A 16,818-nucleotide genomic window follows, 5' to 3' on the forward strand; every position below is an offset into this window, starting at 1 on the left:
CATCAGCACTCTCTCGTGTCACCGCTCGTCCTTTCACCAGACCAGTGTGTGCGCTGAGCGTGAACACTGCGGAACGTTCACGTTAGCAGCGCACTGTGAACACTACGTCCCCCGTTCGGGGTGGTTGACCCCGGAAGAGTGACCGTTCCGGGGTGTGGAAACGCCCCGGAACGGTCCGTTCCGCCGAGTGCCCATCTTGCTCTCCGTGAACCTTCTGTTCACCGTTGTGACCACATTGGTTCGCCATGGTGACCAGGAGGCCCGTCGTGCCTGTGTTCTCGAGCAGGGTTTGCGCCGCGGGCGCCGTGACTCTCGCGGCGTGGCTCGCGGTCCAGACCCCGGCGAGCGCGCTGCCCTCGCCGCCGGTCCGTCAACTCCCCGCCTTCCAGAACCCCATCGTCATGCAGGTACAGGAAAAGTCGCAGTGGTGCTGGGCGGCTTCCGGGAACACCATCGCCGCGCACCACGGCGTGACCGTCGCCCAGAACGAATTCTGCCGGATCGCCCACGACGAGCGGCGCCCGGACTGCGCGGATCGCCCCGGCACGCTGGGCGACGTCCGGCACGCGTTCGGCAAGCTCGGCTTCTCGGCCCCGGGGAACTACGTCAAGGGCCGCATCGCGTACTCCGCCGTGCAGGCCCAGACCGGTGCCGGTCAGCCGGTGCAGACCCGGGTCGGCTGGGCCGCGGGCGGCGGCCACATGCACGTCCTCTACGGCTACGACACCGGCCGGAAGTGGGTCTCGTGGGGGGATCCACTGCCCACCGGTAACCGCTACAACTGGTCGACCTACGACTTCTACGCCGGCAACCGGTCCTTCACCTGGACCCACACCCTCACCGGGATCCGGCGATGAGCGCGCGGCGGATCCTCGGGCTCGCCGGCCTGGTCGCGATGGTCCTGCTGATGTCGGCGCCCGGAGCGCGCGCGGACCAACTGTCTAGTGAAGATCTCGCCGCCGCGAAGGCGGCTGCCGACGATCCCACGCTGCGTGCCGAAATCGGTCGCTTCTTCACCCAGACGAGTGGGTCGGGTCAGGCGCCGTCGGTCAGCGTCGTCGATGAGACCTTCCCGGTTTACGAGCTTTCGAGGGATTTCGTCGCCGGTGACGGCGCGGTCGCCGGGCAACTGGCGTACGTCGCCGTCCCGGTGACGGCGTCCGACGGGCAGACCGCCACCCTCTGGTCGGTCCGCGGTGACGACGGCGCCTGGCGGGTCGGCAACATCGCGTCGGGCGACCGGGAGAGCGCGCTGGCCCGGCGGCTGCCCGAAGGCGCGACGCTGCTCCACGAACCCCAGGTCGACGCCTGGTACGCGCTGCGCGACGGCCGGGTGACGCTGCTCGACGCGGGCGCCGGCGGCTACACGGCCGGTACGTCGGCCACGCTCGCGGAGTACCAGAAGACGGTCTCCGGCCGGTACGGCGCGATGCTCGCGGGCTCGCCCTACGCCCAAGAAGGCAAGGCCGGCGGTTACAACGCCCAGGTGATGCCTCGCGGCGACGGCGGTCCCGCGCCCGACGCGCAGGACACCGGCTTCGTCCCGCTGCTGATCTTCGGCGGCTTGCTCCTCATTGGTATCGCCGGCTTCTTCCTGCACTCGAAGCGGCGCGTCCCCTAGCGGACCGGTGGGCCGGGCGTGAGCGACCCGTCTGGCCCGCCGGTCGACCACGGCGTCATAGGGTGTCCGGTGTGGGACGACTCGTGGTGATCGAAGGTTTGGACGGCGCGGGGAAACGGACGCTCGCCGACGCGCTGACCGGTGCGCTGAACGCCGCCGGAGCGAGCGTCACGTCGATCGCGTTCCCGCGCTACGGCGAAAGCGTGCACGCCGACCTCGTGCACGAGGCGCTGCACCGCGGGCACGGCGACCTCGCCGACTCCGTGTACGGCATGGCGATGCTCTACGCGCTCGACCGCCGGGGCGCGGCGGACGAGATCCGCGCCCGGCTCGGCGACCACGACGTCGTGCTGCTCGACCGGTACGTCGCGTCGAACGCGGCGTACGGCGCCGCCCGGCTCCACCAGGGCGCGGACGGTGAGTTCGTCCGGTGGCTCCGCGGCCTGGAGATCGACCGGTTCGGGCTGCCGGTGCCCGCCGCGCATCTGCTGCTGCGGGTCACCGCCGACGTCGCCGCCGAACGCGCGCAGCGCCGCGCGGAGGGTGACGCCGCCCGTGCCCGGGATTCCTTCGAGACCGACGACGCGCTCCAGAAGCGGTGCTCGGTGGTCTACGACGAACTCGCCGCGGCGGGCTGGCTCGCGCCTTGGCACGTCCTCGACGGCGTCGCCGGTGTCGACGCCGCCGCCCTGGCCGCCACCCTCCGCGTTTAGTCCTCTGGATGCGGTACTTGCGCGCGCAACTACCGCGTTCAGTCCTCTAGATGCGTGAGTAGCCAGGTGTGGAACTCACCGATGTGGTGCTCCGAGGGCATCAGGACCCCGCCTCCGGCGTAGGCGCGGGACGCCATCGCGGGCTGGCAGCGTTCGCAAGCGTCGAAGTCCTGCTCGTTGACGCGGTGGAACAACTCCACCGACCTCGACACGTCCCGGCCGGACTCGACGACCTCCTTCGAGTACAGCCAGTCGCATTCCACCACCGTCCGGTCCGGCGCGAGCGGGTACATCCGGTGGAAGATCACGTGGTCCGGCACCAGGTTCACGAACACCTGCGGCCGGATGGTGATCGCGTAGTACCGCCTGTCCTGCTCACTCGCGACGCCGTCGAGCCGCGCGAAGCCCGCACCGCCGTCGATGGTGAACCCGTCGACGTCCTCGCCGAATTCGGCGCCGTGCCCGACGAAGTACTGCGCCGCGTATCCATCGGCGAACTCCGGCAGCACCTCGGTCAGCTCGGGGTGGATCGTCGCGCAGTGGTAGCACTCCATGAAGTTCTCGACGATCAGCTTCCAGTTCGCCTTGACGTCGTAGGTGATCCGGCGCCCGACCGAAAGCCCGTCCAGGCCGTAGCGCTCGATCGACTCGACGTCACCCAGCCGCTCGCGGACCGCGCCGACGACGTCGGCCTCGAACGACGGCGGGTCCGCGGCGAGGCAGACCCACGCGTAGCCCAGCCATTCCCGCAAGCGCACGGAGTGCAGTCCGTAGCCGGTGCGGTCGATGTCCGGCAGGCTCGCCAGGTTCGGCGCCGCGATCAGCTTCCCGTCGAGCTCGTACGTCCAGGCGTGGTAGGAGCACTGGAACGCCCGTTTCACCGTGCCCGACTCCTCGGTGCACAGCCGCGCCCCGCGATGACGGCAGACATTCAAGAACGCCCGCAGCCCGCCGTCCCGGCCCCGGCTGACGATGACGCTTTCGCGTCCGATTTGGACGGTCCGGAAATTTCCCGCCGAGGGCAGATCCGCCGAACGCACGGCGCAGAACCACTTCCGCTCGAAGAGCTTTTCCTGCTCGGCCGCGAAGATCCCGGGATCCGTGTAGTAGCCGCCCGCCAGTGTGGGGATGAGACTCGTCATCTCGGGACTCCGGCGAATCGGGCGGGGTCGAACAGGGCGATCGGATGCGCGGTGGTGCCGTCCACCACCAGATCGGCGAGCACCTCGCCCACCACGGGCACGAATTTGAACCCGTGCCCGGAAAACCCGCAGGCGATCACCACGCGATCGTGGGTGGGATGACGGGAGATGACGAAATGCTCGTCCGGGGTGTTCGTGTACATACAGGTCGCCGCGCGCAGGAAGGAGCCGGGCAGCGACGGCATCTTCCGGCCGACGAACGCGGAGATCTCGGCGACCTCTTCGGGGTGCACCGTCCGGTCGATGGTCTCCGGCGTACACGTCCCGCCGCCGCGGAAGAACGCGACCTTCACGCTCCCGGCGTCGTCGTGTGACGGGAAGCCGTAGAACTGACGACCGTTCTCGCCTTCCCAGACGTAGATCGGATGCCGTTCGGCGCGGAACGGCTCCGCCCCGCCCGAGGGCGCGAACCAGTACTGGACCTGGCGTTCGATGGTGAATTCGACACCGAGTTCGGTGAGCAGTTCCGGGGCCCAGGCGCCGGGGCAGATCACCAGTTGCCCGGCGGTGTAGAAGTTCTGCGACGTCCCGACGCGGACACCGGTGACCGTCTGGTGCCAAGAAAGGACCTTCTCCTCGTGGTGCAGCTCGGCTCCGGCCCGCGCGGCCAGCTGTAAATGCGCCGCCACACTGGCTTCCGGCACCACGAACCCGGCGTTCTCTTCGTACAGCGCGATTTCGTCCTCGGCCGGGTTCATCGTCGGGAACCGGCGCCGGACCTCCGTGGCGTCCAGGATCTCGTGCGGCAGCCCCCATTTCCGCGCGCTCAGCAGGCTTCCCGACACCGTCCGGGAATCCGGGCCGCCGAGCATGATCCCGCCACAGCGGGTGAAGATCTCGCGGCCGGAGTCGCTTTCGATCCCGTCCCAGAGTTCGTGCGCGCGCACCAGCAGCGGGACGTACGCCGGATCCTCGAAGTACGCCTGCCGGGTGACCCGCGAGCCGCCGTGGCTGGATCCGAGGTTGTGCACCGGCGCGAACCGGTCGATACCCAGCACCCGCTGCCCGCGCCGGGCGAGCCGATACGCGGCCGCGCTGCCCATCCCGCCGAGGCCGATGACGATGACGTCGTAAGCGCTCATGCGGCACTCCTGAGCCGGGTCATGCCGGCGTCGAACAGCGGTTCCCGTGCCACGACGGCGGGAATCCGCTCGCCGAAGTACTCGATCTCCAGTGGCCTGCCCGGCTGGGTGAACTCCACCGGAAGCCAGGCGTACGCGATGTTCTTCCCGACGCTGTAGCCGTACGCCGCACTGGTGACGTAGCCGATGGGACGGCCTTCGGCGTACACCGGTTCCTTGCCGAGTACGACGGAGTACGGATCGTCGACGGTGAGACAGGTCAGCTTCCTCGTGGCAGTGTCTTCCGAGCGGCCCGCCAGCGCGTCCCGGCCGATGAAGTAGCCCTTGTCCATCCGCACGGCGAAGCCGAGTCCGGCCTCGAACGGGTCGTGTTCCGTGGTGACGTCGGTGCCCCACAGGCGGTAGCCCTTTTCCAGCCGCATGCTGGAGAAGGCGTCGCGTCCGGCGGCGATGACGCCGTGCTCTCGGCCGGCTTCCCAGAGTGTGTCCCACAGTTCGCGTCCGAGATCGGCGCTCGTGTACAGCTCCCAGCCCAGTTCGCCCACATAGGACAGTCGCATCGCGGTCACCGGGACCTGGCCGATGTAGGCCTGTTTCGCCTTGAAGTAGCCCATGGCCTGGTGTGAGAAGTCCGTTGTGGACAGTGGTTGCAGCACCGCCCTCGCGAGCGGTCCCCACAGGCCGATACAGCAGGTTCCCGGGGTGGTCTCGTGGATCTGCGCGGCGCCGTCACCGGGCAGATGCCGCCGCAGCCAGTCGATGTCGATGGCGCTGTTGACCCCGACCTGGAACCGCTCGGCGCCGAGCCTGGCCACGGTCAGGTCGCCGCGCACGCCGCCGTCCTCGTCGAGCAGCAGGGTGTAGGTGACCGAACCGGGCTTCTTGTCGAGCTGGTTCGTGGTCATGGTCTGCAGGAACGGCAGCGCGCCGGGGCCGGTGACCTCCACGCGTTTCAGCGATGTCATGTCGAACATCGCGGCCCGCTGCCGCGCGACCAGTGCTTCGGCGCCGCCGATCGGTGACCAGTACCGCGCGGCCCAGTCGTTGCGGGCCGGGACGAGGTCGACCTCGGGCAGGTTCGCGTTCGCCTCGTACCAGTGCGGCCGTTCCCAGCCGCTCGCTTCGAGGAAGAACGCGCCGAGTGCCACCTGCCGCTCGTAGAACGGGCTGGTGCGCAGCGGCCGCGGTTCTTCCATGGGCTGCAAGGGATGGATGACGTCGTAGACCTCGACGAAGCTCTGGCAGCTGCGTGCCATGACATAGTCCGGGGCCAGTTGCACCTTCTCGAACCTGGCGAGGTCGCAGCCGTGCAGATCCGTGCCGGGCTGGCCGTCGACCAGCCACCGCGCCATCGCCCGCGCGACCCCGGCCGAATGCGTGATCCAGACGGCTTCGGCGACCCAGAACCCGTCGAGATCGGGATGTTCGCCCAGGAGCGGCATCCCGTCCGGGGTGAACGAGAACAGGCCGTTGATGCCCTCTTCGACCTTGGTCTCGCCGAGCGCGGGCAGCAGGCCGACGGCGGCGGCCCAGGACGTCTCGAAGTCCGCCGGGGTGAACGCCAGTTCCGACGGCATCCCCTCTCCGGTACCGATCTCCTTGGCGGGCACCGGCATCGGCCGGTGTCCGTAGGCGCCGATACCGATCCTGTCGACGTGCTCACGGAAGTAGAGATCGGCGTCCTGGTGCCGCAGGATCGGCCGGGTGGCCTCCTCGGTCACGCCGGCGAGGGACGGCAGGGGACTGGTGCGCGCGTATTGATGCGCCATCGGGACCAGCGGGATCGCGAGGTCCACCAGTTCGCCGAGCAGCGGGCCCCACATCCCGGCGCAGGAGAGCACGATGTCCGCGCGGAAGCTCCCGGTCCCGGTGGTGACGCCGGTGACCCGGCCGCCCGCGCTTTCGATGCCGACGACCTTCTGGCGCGCGAGGAACTTCGCGCCGCGCCCGATCGCGCGGCGGGCCTGCGCCTCGGCCGCCCTCAGTGGGTGGGCCAGGCCGTCGGACGGGATGTGGAACCCGCCGAGCACCTTGGCCGGATCGAGCAGCGGATGCAGTGCGGCGCACTCGGCCGGATCTATAAGCCTGGTTTCGACCCCCGACGCCGTCGCCCAGCCGTGCCGTCGTTCGAGATCGGCGAGCCGTTCCGGTGTCGTGGCCACCTCCAGCCCGCTGACCGGCCGGAAGCACGGCTTCCCGTCGAGGTCGAGCGCGCCGTACTTGGCGACGGTGTACCGGGCGAACCCGGTCATCGCGCGGCAGGCGGTGGTCTGGAAGACCAGGCCGGGCGCATGCGAACTGGACCCGCCGGTGGTGAACAGGTCGCCCTGCTCCAGCACGGTGAGCTCGGTCCAGCCTCGTTCGGTCAGTTCGTCGGCGATCGCGCAGCCGACGATACCGGCGCCGATCACGACCACACGGGGTCCGGGGGACATGGTGAGGGAACCTCCTGCCTGCCCATGGGCGTCCACAGTGGACATACGGGCATCGGGGTGACAGGCGTTGTTGCGGATGAGGCGCGGTGTTCCGTCTTCAGCAACAAAGTGCGGCACGTGCGGGCACGCTGTCAAGAGCCGAAACAGTCGGCTGCTTCAACCCGCGCGCGCCATGAAAGGTCCTTTCCTTGCAAATTTCGCAAGGAAAGGACCTTTCATGGCGCGCTGGAGGGGCGTGACAGGACCGGTCACCTCAGTCGCTGAAGTACCCCAGCTGAGCCGAGAGGTCCGCCGAAGCCTCGGTCAGCGGCCGGACGATCTGCCGCACCCGCTGCTTCGAAAGCCGGTACGAGGGGCCGGACGCGCTCATCGCCGCGACGACGTCGCCGCCCGGCCCGCGCACCGGCACCGCGACCGCGTGCATCCCCAGCTCCAGCTCCTCGAAACAGGCCGCGTACCCGTCCTCGGCCACGCGCTCCAGTTCCACGGTCAGCTCGTCCGGATCGACCGTGGTCCGCGGCGTGAACTGTTCGAGTTTCCGCCGGAGCAAACGTTTGCGCTCGACGTCTCCCATGTACGCGAGCAAGACCTTCCCGCTGGACGTCGCGTGCAGCGGGGTGCGCTGGCCGGTCCAGTTCTGCGTGGTGATCGCGGCCGAGCCGCGGGCCTGGCTGATGTTGATCGCGACGCCGTCGTCGGCGATCGCGATGTTGACCGTCTCGCCCAGGGTCTCCGCCAGTCCCTGGCAGGTCTGCCTGCCCAGTTTCGCCAGGTCCATCCGGCCGGTGGCGGCGCCGGCGAGCCGGACGACGCCGAAGCCGATCGCGTACTTGCCGCGCTCGCCGAGCTGCTCGACGAGGCCTCGGGATTCCAGGACGCTCAGCAGGCGGGAAGCCGTCGACTTGTGCACGCCGAGTTCGCCCGCGATCTCGGTGATCCCCGTTTCCCCGTTGCGTGCCAGTAGTTCCAGCACGCTGATCGCGCGGTCGACGGACTGCACCTGACTGGGTGTTGCGTTCCCCGTGTCCTGGTTCCGCATGACGCAACAGTAGCCGTTTCGCCCGCATCCGTTCGGCTGAGTGGGCGAATCCCTTGACGCACCGGCCCCTCGGGGGCGATTGTTGCGCAGAGCACGTCTTGTCTCGTAATACGCAACATCAACAAACCGTCGGTCCTTTCCCCGGAGGCCCCGATGATCCGTGCCTGCTCCGTCTCCGAACTTCCCGAGGGTGAGGCTCTCCGCGTGGAGGGCCCGGTTCCCGTCTCGGTCTTCCATGCCGAAGGCGGGTATTACGCCCTGGACGACACCTGCACCCACCAGGACGCGTCGCTCGCCGACGGCTGGATCGAGGGCTGCTTCGTCGAATGCCCGCTGCACGCCGCGCGGTTCGACCTGCGGACCGGCGTCCCGGCCTGCCTTCCCGCGAAAGACGCCGTTCGCGCCTACCCGGTCGTCGTCGCCGACGGCGTGATCTACGTGGACACCGAGGCGCGCCAGGAAGTGGCTTGAGTGTCTGTGGTGAACCCGCGTCCGCGATCGACGTCGGCAGCACGCTGCCTGGTCTTCCGTCTCTCGATGGCGGATCAGGGCGTCCTGCCACCGCGATAGCGGGGCCTTCGGCCGGGGCGGGTTCACGCGTTCGGTCCCTTTTCGAGGTGAGACTTCAGCTCCGCCAACAGGCTCTGAGAACCGTCGCCGTAGTCGGGACGTCACTGGCTGGACTCCGGTCGGCGCAGGAACTGCGCGCACGGGGTTTCGGCGGGCGGCTGGTGATGATCGGCGCGGAACCGCCCTATGATCGGCCGCCGCTGTCGAAGGATTTCCTGCTGGGTAAGGTTTCCGCCGACGATCTCGCCCTCGCCGGGCAAGCCGGTCTCGACGCGCTCGAAGCCGAATGGCACCTCGGCGTGCGCGCCGAAAAGCTCGGCGGCGACGGTGTGGTGCTCGACGACGGCACCACGATCGCCGCGGACGGTTATGTCATCGCGACCGGAGCGGTGGCCAGAACCCTTGGCGCGGCAAGGAATCTGAAAGGCGTTCACACCTTGCGGACGCTCGCGGACGCCACCTCGCTGAAACGCGACCTAGCGGCCGGACCCTCTTCGGTGGTCGTCATCGGAGCGGGATTCATCGGCGCGGAGGTCGCGTCCGCGTGCCGCTCGCTCGGCAACGACGTCACCGTGATCGAGGCGATGGCCGTGCCGCTCGCGCCGGTCGTCGGCCCGGAAATGGGCGCGGTGTGCGGGGCGCTGCACGCCGAGAACGATGTCCGGCTGCTCGCGGGGGTTCCCGTCGCCGGTCTCACCGGGACCGATCGCGTGACCGGCGTGCGGCTCGCGGACGGCCGGATGATCCCGGCGGACCTAGTCGTCGCCGGAGTGGGCGCGCGGCCGGTCACTGAATGGCTGACCGGTTCCGGGCTCGCCGTCGACGACGGGGTGCTGGTCGATTCCGGCTGTGTCACAGCGAATCCCCGGGTGATCGCGGTGGGTGACGTCGCGCGGTACCGCTGCCCCCTGCGCGGCAGGCGGATCCGCGCCGAACACTGGACGGCCGCGAACGACCAGCCTGCTGTCGCGGTCGCCAATCTGCTCGCCGGTTCGACCGTCACGCATTTCGCCCGGCACGGTTACTTTTGGTCCGATCAGTACGGACACCGGATCCAGTTCGCCGGAGTGGCCACTGAAGACGTCCGGATCGTCGAGGGCGATGTCACGTCGAAGCGTTTCGTGGCCGCCTTCCACCGGGATGACGTCCTGACCGGCGTGTTCGCGATCGATTCACCGCGCCCCTTCACCAGGCTGCGGCGTTCCCTCTAGGGCACGAAGACCCTACTCGGATGGAGCAATTTGCCCGATTCCATGATCTTTCTGGTGGTCACATCGCCGGGTCGCGCGCTCGCGCGGGGAAACTAGTGCGAACATAGCTTTATGAAGGCACGTGTTCTGGTCGTCGACGACGACCCTGCTCTCGCGGAGATGCTCACCATCGTGCTGCGTGGGGAGGGGTTCGACACAGCCGTCGTGGCCGACGGCTCACGAGCGCTGCCCGCGCTTCGTGAGCTGAAACCGGACTTGGTCCTCCTCGACCTCATGCTGCCCGGGATGAACGGCATCGACGTCTGCAAGGCGATCCGGGCCGAGTCCGGGGTGCCGATCGTGATGCTCACCGCCAAGAGCGACACCGTGGACATCGTCCTCGGGCTCGAGTCGGGTGCCGACGACTACGTGGTCAAGCCGTTCAAGCCGAAGGAACTCGTGGCGCGCGTCCGTGCCCGGATGCGCCGTACCGAGGCCGAGCCCGCCGAGTCGCTGACGATCGGCGATCTCGCGATCGACGTCCCCGGCCACGAGGTGACCAGGGAGGGCAAGGCCATCCCGCTGACCCCGCTGGAGTTCGACCTCCTGGTCGCGCTCGCCCGCAAGCCGCGTCAGGTGTTCACCCGCGAGGTGCTGCTGGAGCAGGTGTGGGGTTACCGCCACGCCGCCGACACCCGCCTGGTGAACGTGCACGTCCAGCGGCTGCGCTCGAAGGTCGAGAAGGACCCGGAACACCCCGAGGTGGTGTTGACCGTTCGCGGCGTCGGCTACAAGGCCGGCCCGCCGTGATCACCCCATGAGTGGACGTTCGGCCAAGCTCGCCCAAACCACGATGCGCCGTCTCCGGCGCATCGTGGTTTTCGTGCGCGGCAAGGCCGTCGCCTCCAACGAGCTGTGGCGGCATTCGCTGCAGTTCCGGGTCACGGTGTCCACGCTGGCCCTGTCGGCCGCCGTGGTGTTCGTGCTGGGCATGGTGCTGCAGAACCAGATCACCGAACGGCTGCTCGAGACCAAGCAGAACGCGGCGATCGCGCAGACGAGGGCGGTCGTCGAGACCGCGGCCAGCGAACTGGTCGGCGTCGGCGCGGAATCGACCGAAGCGATGGTCGCGCGGCTGAACAACGCGCTGAAGAAGATCTCCAGCACGACGACGTCGCAGGACGGCGCGGGTGCCGCGGGCACCTTCGAACCGGTGCTGGCCGCCGGTGGCCGCGATCAGTCGATCCGGCCGGTGGCCGCCGGTCCCTATGACCGGGTGCCGGTGCGGCTGCGTCAGTTCGTGGAGACCGAACAGGTCAGCTACCTGATGCACACGGTCACCGAGGCCGACGGCGGCAAGACGACGTATCTGATCGTCGGCGCCCCGGTGACCACGATGATCAACCCGCTCCAGCTCTACCTGCTCTACCCGCTCACCAGCGAGCAGAACACCGTCTCGACCGTCCAGAACACGCTGCTGGTCGGCTGTCTCGTGCTGCTGCTCCTGCTGGCCGGGATCACGAACCTGGTCACCCGGCAGGTGGTCCGGCCGGTCCGGCAGGCCGCCGCGGCGGCCGAGCAGTTCGCGGGCGGTGCGCTGGACCAGCGGCTCGCCGTGCTCGGCGAGGACGATCTGGCCAAACTCGCCGTCTCCTACAACGAGATGGCCGCGAGCATCCAGCGGCAGATCCGGCAGCTGGAGGACTTCGGCGGGCTGCAGCGCCGGTTCACCTCCGACGTCTCGCACGAACTGCGCACCCCGCTGACCACCGTCCGGATGGCCGCCGACGTGCTGCACGCGTCCCGCGAGCAGTTCCCGGCCGGGCTCGCCCGCTCCACCGAGCTGCTGGTCGACGAACTCGACCGGTTCGAAGCGCTCCTCGGCGACCTGCTGGAGATCAGCAGGCTCGACGCGGGTGTCGAAGAGCTGTCCGCCGAGCTGATCGACGTCCGGCCGATCGCGACCAGGGCCGTCGAACAGGTCCGGGTGATCGCGGGCAACGCCGGCAGCGCGGTCGAGCTGGTGCTGCCGGAGGAAGAGGCGCCGGCCGAGGTCGACGCGCGCCGCGTCGAGCGGATCCTGCGCAACCTGCTGGCCAACGCGGTGGACCACAGCGAAGGAAACCCGGTGGTGCTGACACTGGCGGTCAACGAGACCGCGGTCGCCATCACCGTGCGCGACCACGGCGTCGGTCTCCGCCCCGGCGAGGCGGAGCTGGTGTTCAACCGGTTCTGGCGCGCCGACCCGTCCCGCAACCGCCGGACCGGCGGCACCGGACTCGGCCTCGCGATCAGCCAGGAGGACGCGCGCCTGCACGGCGGCGTGCTCGACGCGTGGGGCGAGCCCGGCCACGGCGCCTGTTTCCGGCTCGTGCTGCCGAGGCGGCAGGACACCCCGATGGGGGAGAGCCCGCTGATCCTGCCGCCGCCCGATCACAAGGCGAGCGACCCGCACGGTTCGTCGTCCGGACTGCTCGAAGTCCGCCCGGCGCCCGACGCGATCCTCGCCGAGCCCGAGGAGGTCGGCCGGTGAAGCGGCTGCTGACCCTGCTGGCGGTGTTCCTGCTGGTCGCAGGCTGCGCGAACATCCCGCTCGAATCCCAGCCCGTCGTCGTCTCCGGGGACAAACCCCCGCAGGCGCCGGTGGACGTCCCCGAACCGCAGGCCGGGATCGACTCGCTGACCGTCACCCGCCAGTTCATCCGCAGCTCCGCGATCCCGGGGACGGGGAACGACAACGCGCGGGTCTACCTCGACGACGAAGCCCGGCGCACCTGGAAGCCGTCGCCCGGACGGACGATCATCGACGACACCTTCGGCACGGTCTACGACACCTCGTCACCGCAGGGGAACCCGGACGAGCAGCTGGTGAACGTCCGCGGGTTCAAACTCGGCACCCTGAGCCCCGACAGCGCGTTCATCCCGCTGAAGGCCGAGTACTCGCAGCAGTTCAAGGTGCGGAAGCAGCAGAACGGCCAATGGCGGATCGTGGATCCGCCGCAGGAGCTCGTCATCACCGACGAGGACTTCTCGGTCAACTACTTCCGGGTGCCGATCAGCTTCTACTCGCCCGACTCGGGCGCCTTCGTCCCCGACCTCCGGTACGTCGCGGCGAAACCGCAGTCCGGATTGCCGGGGCGGGTGATGGACCTGGTGCTGCAGGGACCGTCGGAAGGGTTGAAGGGCGCGGTCAAGGACCTGCTCGGCGACCAGGTCACCACCGAGACCAACGTGCGCAGCACGGACGACGGGACCCTGGACGTCGCGCTGACCGGCGTCGGCGGGGCCAGCTCCGCGGACCGGAGCCTGATCGCCGCGCAGATCGTCCTCTCGCTGCAGACGGTGACGCTGAGCCGGATCCGGCTGCTGGCCGACGGCACCGCGCTGGTGCCGGACCACGAATACTGGCGTGCCAGCGAACTTCCCGAGTACAACGCGGACATCGCGCCCAATTCGGGCCTGCGCGGGCTGATGACGGTGAACGGCCGGGTCCGGTCGCTTGGCGACGGGGCCCCGGTCGGGGGACCGGCGGGCAACGGCGGCTACAAGGTCGTCAGCGCGGCGCAGTCCGTCGACGGGAACCGGCTCGCCGTCGTCGAAGAGCGCGACGGCAGGCAGTGGCTCCGGGTCGGCGACCTCAACCGCGACCTCGACTCGGTGGACCTGTTCGGCGGCAGCCTGAGCCGTCCGACCTGGCGGCCGATCGCACGCGGCAGCGGCGGGGTTTCGGGCGAGGTCTGGACGGTCGTCGACCACAACACCGTCGCCAGGGTCACGCTGGCCGCGGACGGGCGCTGGGTGAAGGCCGGCGTCGACGCGACCATGCTCACCGGGCTCGGCCAGATCACCGAACTGCGGCTTTCGCGCGACGGATCGCGGCTGGCCGCGGTGGTCAACGGGCAGCTGGTGATCGCCTCGATCGTGCGGACGGCGGACTCGGTGGCGCTGCGGGCGCCGCGCTCGCTGCAGGAGCGTCAGCTCAAGGACGTCGTCGACGTCGACTGGGCGACGCAGGACCACCTGATCGTCGCGACGTCGTCCAGCTCCCTGCCGGTGGTCAAGGTGCCGTTGGACGGGCAGCGGATGGACCCCTTCAGCGGCTCGAACCTGACCCCGCCGGTCCACGGCGTCACCGCGGCGCCGAGCAGGCCGAACCTGGTCGCGGACGCGGGTGGGCTGTGGGTCGCTTCGGAACTGGGCGAGGTCTGGCGGCCGCAGGCGCATACGGTGACCGACGCGGATCCGTTCTACCCCGGCTGAGCGCACCTCCGGCAGCTCGAGTGTGGAGGATTTGGGACGTTGAACGTCCCAAATCCTCCACGCTCGAATCCCGCAGGCACCAGCGAAGCCACATCCGGAGAAGCGCCGACCAGCGACTCTGCGACTTTGCCGGGGCCCTGACCTTGAGGGTAGGGAAGAAGTCCTTCGCGGACTTCACGGTGCTCGGGAGGGTGGCTTCGCCTGCTTGTGGGCGCGGCGCGAACTCGCCGAGGAGACCTCGCACCTGGTGACTGTCCACAAGGGCTGCTCTTCGCGTACCCACTGCTGACCTGCGCGAAGGTGACGGTCTTGCGGGGTACCGGGCTCGGCGATGAAGGAATTGGGACACTCAACGTCCCAATTCCTTCATCGACGCGCGGTGTTCCGTCCACGACCCCCGCCTGCCCCACCGAAAAGGGGAGCAAGGGACCTTTAGTATCGCCAGCTTTCCTAGCGTCACTACCAACTCTAGCGGCACCAGCACCTTCTCCTCGACTGCCCTTCTCCCGTCCCCACGGCACCCCAGCGGCACCCCGAGGACGCGTCACCGGCCCCTTGACGCCCAGAAGTGTCCAAAGGGGACCCCTCATGACACACCGGACCCCAGAACTGTCGGAGCCCCGCCCGACACTCGCTCCATGTCCGCACTCCTGGATCTCCTCATCCCCGCCCGCTGCGCCGCCTGCGGCGCCCCCGGCGCCCCGTGCTGCCCCACCTGTCAGACCGCTTGGGGTTCGCTCAGCGAGATCACTCGCGCCCCGACGATCGGCCTCGTCCCCGTCTACGCCCTGGCCCGCTACGCCGACGAAGCCCGCCGCCTGATCCTCGCCTACAAGGAACGCGGGCGGCGCGATCTGGCGCCGTCCCTCGGCATGGCCATCGCCGAAGCCCTGCTCCAGCTCCCTGAGCCGGATCGCTGTCTCGTCCCGGTCCCGTCGAGACGCCACGCCTCGCGAGTCCGGGGTGGACCGCATGTCCAGCGCATGGCCGAAGAATGCGCGAAACACCTGGCATGGCACGGAAAACACGCGACGGTGGCGCCCGTGCTCAGGCTCAAGGCCGGCGTCCGTGATGCCGCGGGACTGTCCAAAACCGAGCGGGTGGCGAATCTCGACGGGCGTATCCGGATCGCCGCCGGAACCGCCCCGCCGAGGGGGACGCCGGTCATTCTTCTTGACGACGTGATCACAACCGGAGCGACGGCCGCCGCTTGTACGCGCCTTTTGGACGCAAGCGGAATTCACGTTTCCGCGGTGATCGCGCTGGCCGCCGCCGGGTGATCGGAAGGTCACCTACAAGAGTGATGAATGATCGGGAACGAGAATGGGTACAAGGGCGTTGACGGGATATGAGGCAGCTACCGGGGAACACTCCAACTGCCCGCCACTCCACCGGGGTGGCGGCGGATTGCCCGGGCAGCGTCACCCTCGGCTTTTTCCTGTCCGAAGACTTGCGCCGTCCGCGTGAAAACAACTCACGGGGACGACGCCCGACAGGCCGGATTGTCCCGCTGTCCAAGCGGTCGTCGTCGCGTGCGGTGACGAGGTCTCACGTCCTGATATCCCCCGGCTCGGGGGCTGTTGCTCGCGGCGTGATGCGGCTAACGTGCAGCGCTATCAGCAATCCCGGCAGGCAGGGAGGTGACCAGCCCATGTCCCTGGCGCCGGAGCCGCGCTGAGTCCGCGCTCGGACATCCGACACGAGACGTCGTTGCCGCATGCCGAGTTCCCTCATCGCCCGCGATCCGGGCTTCGTCCCCGCTTTACCGGCGCCCTAGTGAACACATCTACAGCTCGCAGTCATTTCAGCGAGGGAGGTCGTGTATGGACATCGTCGTTAAGGGCCGCAACGTGGAGGTGCCCGACCACTATCGGGCACTCGTCAGCGAAAAGCTGGCCCGGCTAGAGCGCTACGACAAGAAGGTCATCCGTTACGACGTGGAGCTCTTCCACGAGCCCAATCGCCGGCAGTCGAAGAACTGCCAGCGCGTCGAAATCACCGGGAAGGGCCGAGGCCCCGCCGTACGCGCCGAAGCGTGTGCCGGCGACTTCTACGCAGCGCTGGATTCCGCACTGAACAAGCTCGAGAACAGGTTGCGGAAGACACACGACCGACGGCGCGTGCACTACGGCCGCAGCCGCCCGGAATCCGTCGCCGAGGCGACTTCGATCGCGGTCGCCGGTGGGATGACCACCGACACCCGACATCTGGCAGGCACCGCTGTCCTCGAAGCGCCAGAGGCCGAACCCATGGCCAACGGTTTCGCTGTCGAGAGCGGTGACGACTTCGAGATGCCCCAGCAACAGCGCTGGGATGACGGGGTGACCGAACATCAGCCCGGTCGCGTCGTCCGCGAGAAGAAACACGACGCGGTACCGATGACGGTGGACCAGGCCCTCTACGAGATGGAACTGGTCGGCCACGACTTCTACCTCTTCAACGACTCCGACGCCGGATGCCCGAGCGTCGTCTACCGGAGGCGAGGCTTCGACTACGGCGTCATCCGGCTGAGTTAGCCGGCCTCCCACGCCCGCAACGTCCACGAACGGCGGCCCGCACGTGTTCGCGTGTGGGCCGCCGTCATGTCCGGATCAGGCGCGATATGTCCCTCTCCGGTCAGGTACCGACCGACGGTGCGTGCGCGAACACCGAGGTGTTCCCTACGATGGGGGTCGGATGGCGGTGCGTAACCCGGCGCCGCCGCAT

At 68.9% G+C, this 16,818-nt stretch carries 14 protein-coding genes; 10 read left to right on the forward strand and 4 right to left on the reverse strand.

Annotated features, from left to right (window positions below):
• Positions 1 to 272 precede the first annotated feature (272 nt).
• From SD37_RS06585 to SD37_RS06595, 3 genes are all read left to right on the forward strand, one after another.
• On the forward strand, positions 273 to 857 hold the full coding sequence (locus SD37_RS06585; RefSeq protein WP_044852293.1) for a papain-like cysteine protease family protein: 585 nt from the start codon (positions 273 to 275) through the stop codon (positions 855 to 857).
• Positions 854 to 1,621, forward strand: a complete 768-nt coding sequence (locus SD37_RS06590) for a hypothetical protein (protein WP_044852294.1) — start codon at positions 854 to 856, stop codon at positions 1,619 to 1,621. Before SD37_RS06585 ends, SD37_RS06590 begins: the two co-directional genes overlap by 4 nt.
• 83 nt (positions 1,622 to 1,704) lie before the next feature.
• Positions 1,705 to 2,334 carry a dTMP kinase gene (locus SD37_RS06595; protein WP_174567904.1) on the forward strand — a complete coding sequence of 210 codons (630 nt, stop codon included), beginning with the start codon at positions 1,705 to 1,707 and terminating at the stop codon, positions 2,332 to 2,334.
• Between the two features lie 38 nt (positions 2,335 to 2,372).
• Here SD37_RS06595 and SD37_RS06600 read toward each other — a convergent pair whose 3' ends face one another.
• The 4 genes from SD37_RS06600 to SD37_RS06615 form a co-directional block, all read right to left on the reverse strand.
• On the reverse strand, positions 2,373 to 3,476 hold the full coding sequence (locus SD37_RS06600) for an aromatic ring-hydroxylating oxygenase subunit alpha (protein WP_044852296.1): 1,104 nt from the start codon (positions 3,474 to 3,476) through the stop codon (positions 2,373 to 2,375).
• The gene (gene solA, locus SD37_RS06605; RefSeq protein WP_044852297.1) at positions 3,473 to 4,618 is read right to left on the reverse strand and encodes an N-methyl-L-tryptophan oxidase; all 1,146 of its coding nucleotides are present in this window, start codon (positions 4,616 to 4,618) and stop codon (positions 3,473 to 3,475) included. Before solA ends, SD37_RS06600 begins: the two co-directional genes overlap by 4 nt.
• Positions 4,615 to 7,053: a GcvT family protein gene (locus SD37_RS06610; RefSeq protein WP_044852298.1), complete on the reverse strand. Its 2,439-nt coding sequence runs from the start codon at positions 7,051 to 7,053 to the stop codon at positions 4,615 to 4,617. The genes solA and SD37_RS06610 overlap by 4 nt, the downstream gene beginning before the upstream one ends.
• Positions 7,054 to 7,306: 253 nt before the next feature.
• Positions 7,307 to 8,092 (reverse strand): IclR family transcriptional regulator, encoded by a 786-nt coding sequence (locus tag SD37_RS06615; RefSeq protein WP_044852299.1) that lies wholly within the window; start codon positions 8,090 to 8,092, stop codon positions 7,307 to 7,309.
• A gap of 153 nt (positions 8,093 to 8,245) precedes the next feature.
• On the opposite strand from SD37_RS06615, the gene SD37_RS06620 reads away from it, so the two are divergent.
• The 7 genes from SD37_RS06620 to hpf all read left to right on the forward strand — a co-directional run bounded on the left by SD37_RS06620 (position 8,246) and on the right by hpf (position 16,628).
• The gene (locus SD37_RS06620; RefSeq protein ID WP_044852300.1) at positions 8,246 to 8,563 is read left to right on the forward strand and encodes a bifunctional 3-phenylpropionate/cinnamic acid dioxygenase ferredoxin subunit; all 318 of its coding nucleotides are present in this window, start codon (positions 8,246 to 8,248) and stop codon (positions 8,561 to 8,563) included.
• A 173-nt stretch (positions 8,564 to 8,736) separates the two neighbouring features.
• Positions 8,737 to 9,873 carry an NAD(P)/FAD-dependent oxidoreductase gene (locus SD37_RS06625; RefSeq protein ID WP_044852783.1) on the forward strand — a complete coding sequence of 379 codons (1,137 nt, stop codon included), beginning with the start codon at positions 8,737 to 8,739 and terminating at the stop codon, positions 9,871 to 9,873.
• A gap of 111 nt (positions 9,874 to 9,984) precedes the next feature.
• Positions 9,985 to 10,662 (forward strand): MtrAB system response regulator MtrA, encoded by a 678-nt coding sequence (mtrA, locus tag SD37_RS06630; protein ID WP_005150760.1) that lies wholly within the window; start codon positions 9,985 to 9,987, stop codon positions 10,660 to 10,662.
• 43 nt (positions 10,663 to 10,705) lie between these two features.
• Positions 10,706 to 12,385 carry an MtrAB system histidine kinase MtrB gene (gene mtrB / locus SD37_RS06635; protein WP_465498337.1) on the forward strand — a complete coding sequence of 560 codons (1,680 nt, stop codon included), beginning with the start codon at positions 10,706 to 10,708 and terminating at the stop codon, positions 12,383 to 12,385.
• Positions 12,382 to 14,112: an LpqB family beta-propeller domain-containing protein gene (locus tag SD37_RS06640; protein ID WP_044852302.1), complete on the forward strand. Its 1,731-nt coding sequence runs from the start codon at positions 12,382 to 12,384 to the stop codon at positions 14,110 to 14,112. The genes mtrB and SD37_RS06640 overlap by 4 nt, the downstream gene beginning before the upstream one ends.
• A 638-nt stretch (positions 14,113 to 14,750) precedes the next feature.
• Positions 14,751 to 15,392: a ComF family protein gene (locus tag SD37_RS06645; RefSeq protein WP_044852303.1), complete on the forward strand. Its 642-nt coding sequence runs from the start codon at positions 14,751 to 14,753 to the stop codon at positions 15,390 to 15,392.
• Positions 15,393 to 15,935: 543 nt separating this feature from the next.
• Positions 15,936 to 16,628 (forward strand): ribosome hibernation-promoting factor, HPF/YfiA family, encoded by a 693-nt coding sequence (gene hpf, locus SD37_RS06650; protein ID WP_037306587.1) that lies wholly within the window; start codon positions 15,936 to 15,938, stop codon positions 16,626 to 16,628.
• Positions 16,629 to 16,818: the final 190 nt, after the last annotated feature.

Source organism: Amycolatopsis orientalis (assembly GCF_000943515.2).
Classification (GTDB): Bacteria; Actinomycetota; Actinomycetes; order Mycobacteriales; family Pseudonocardiaceae; genus Amycolatopsis; species Amycolatopsis orientalis.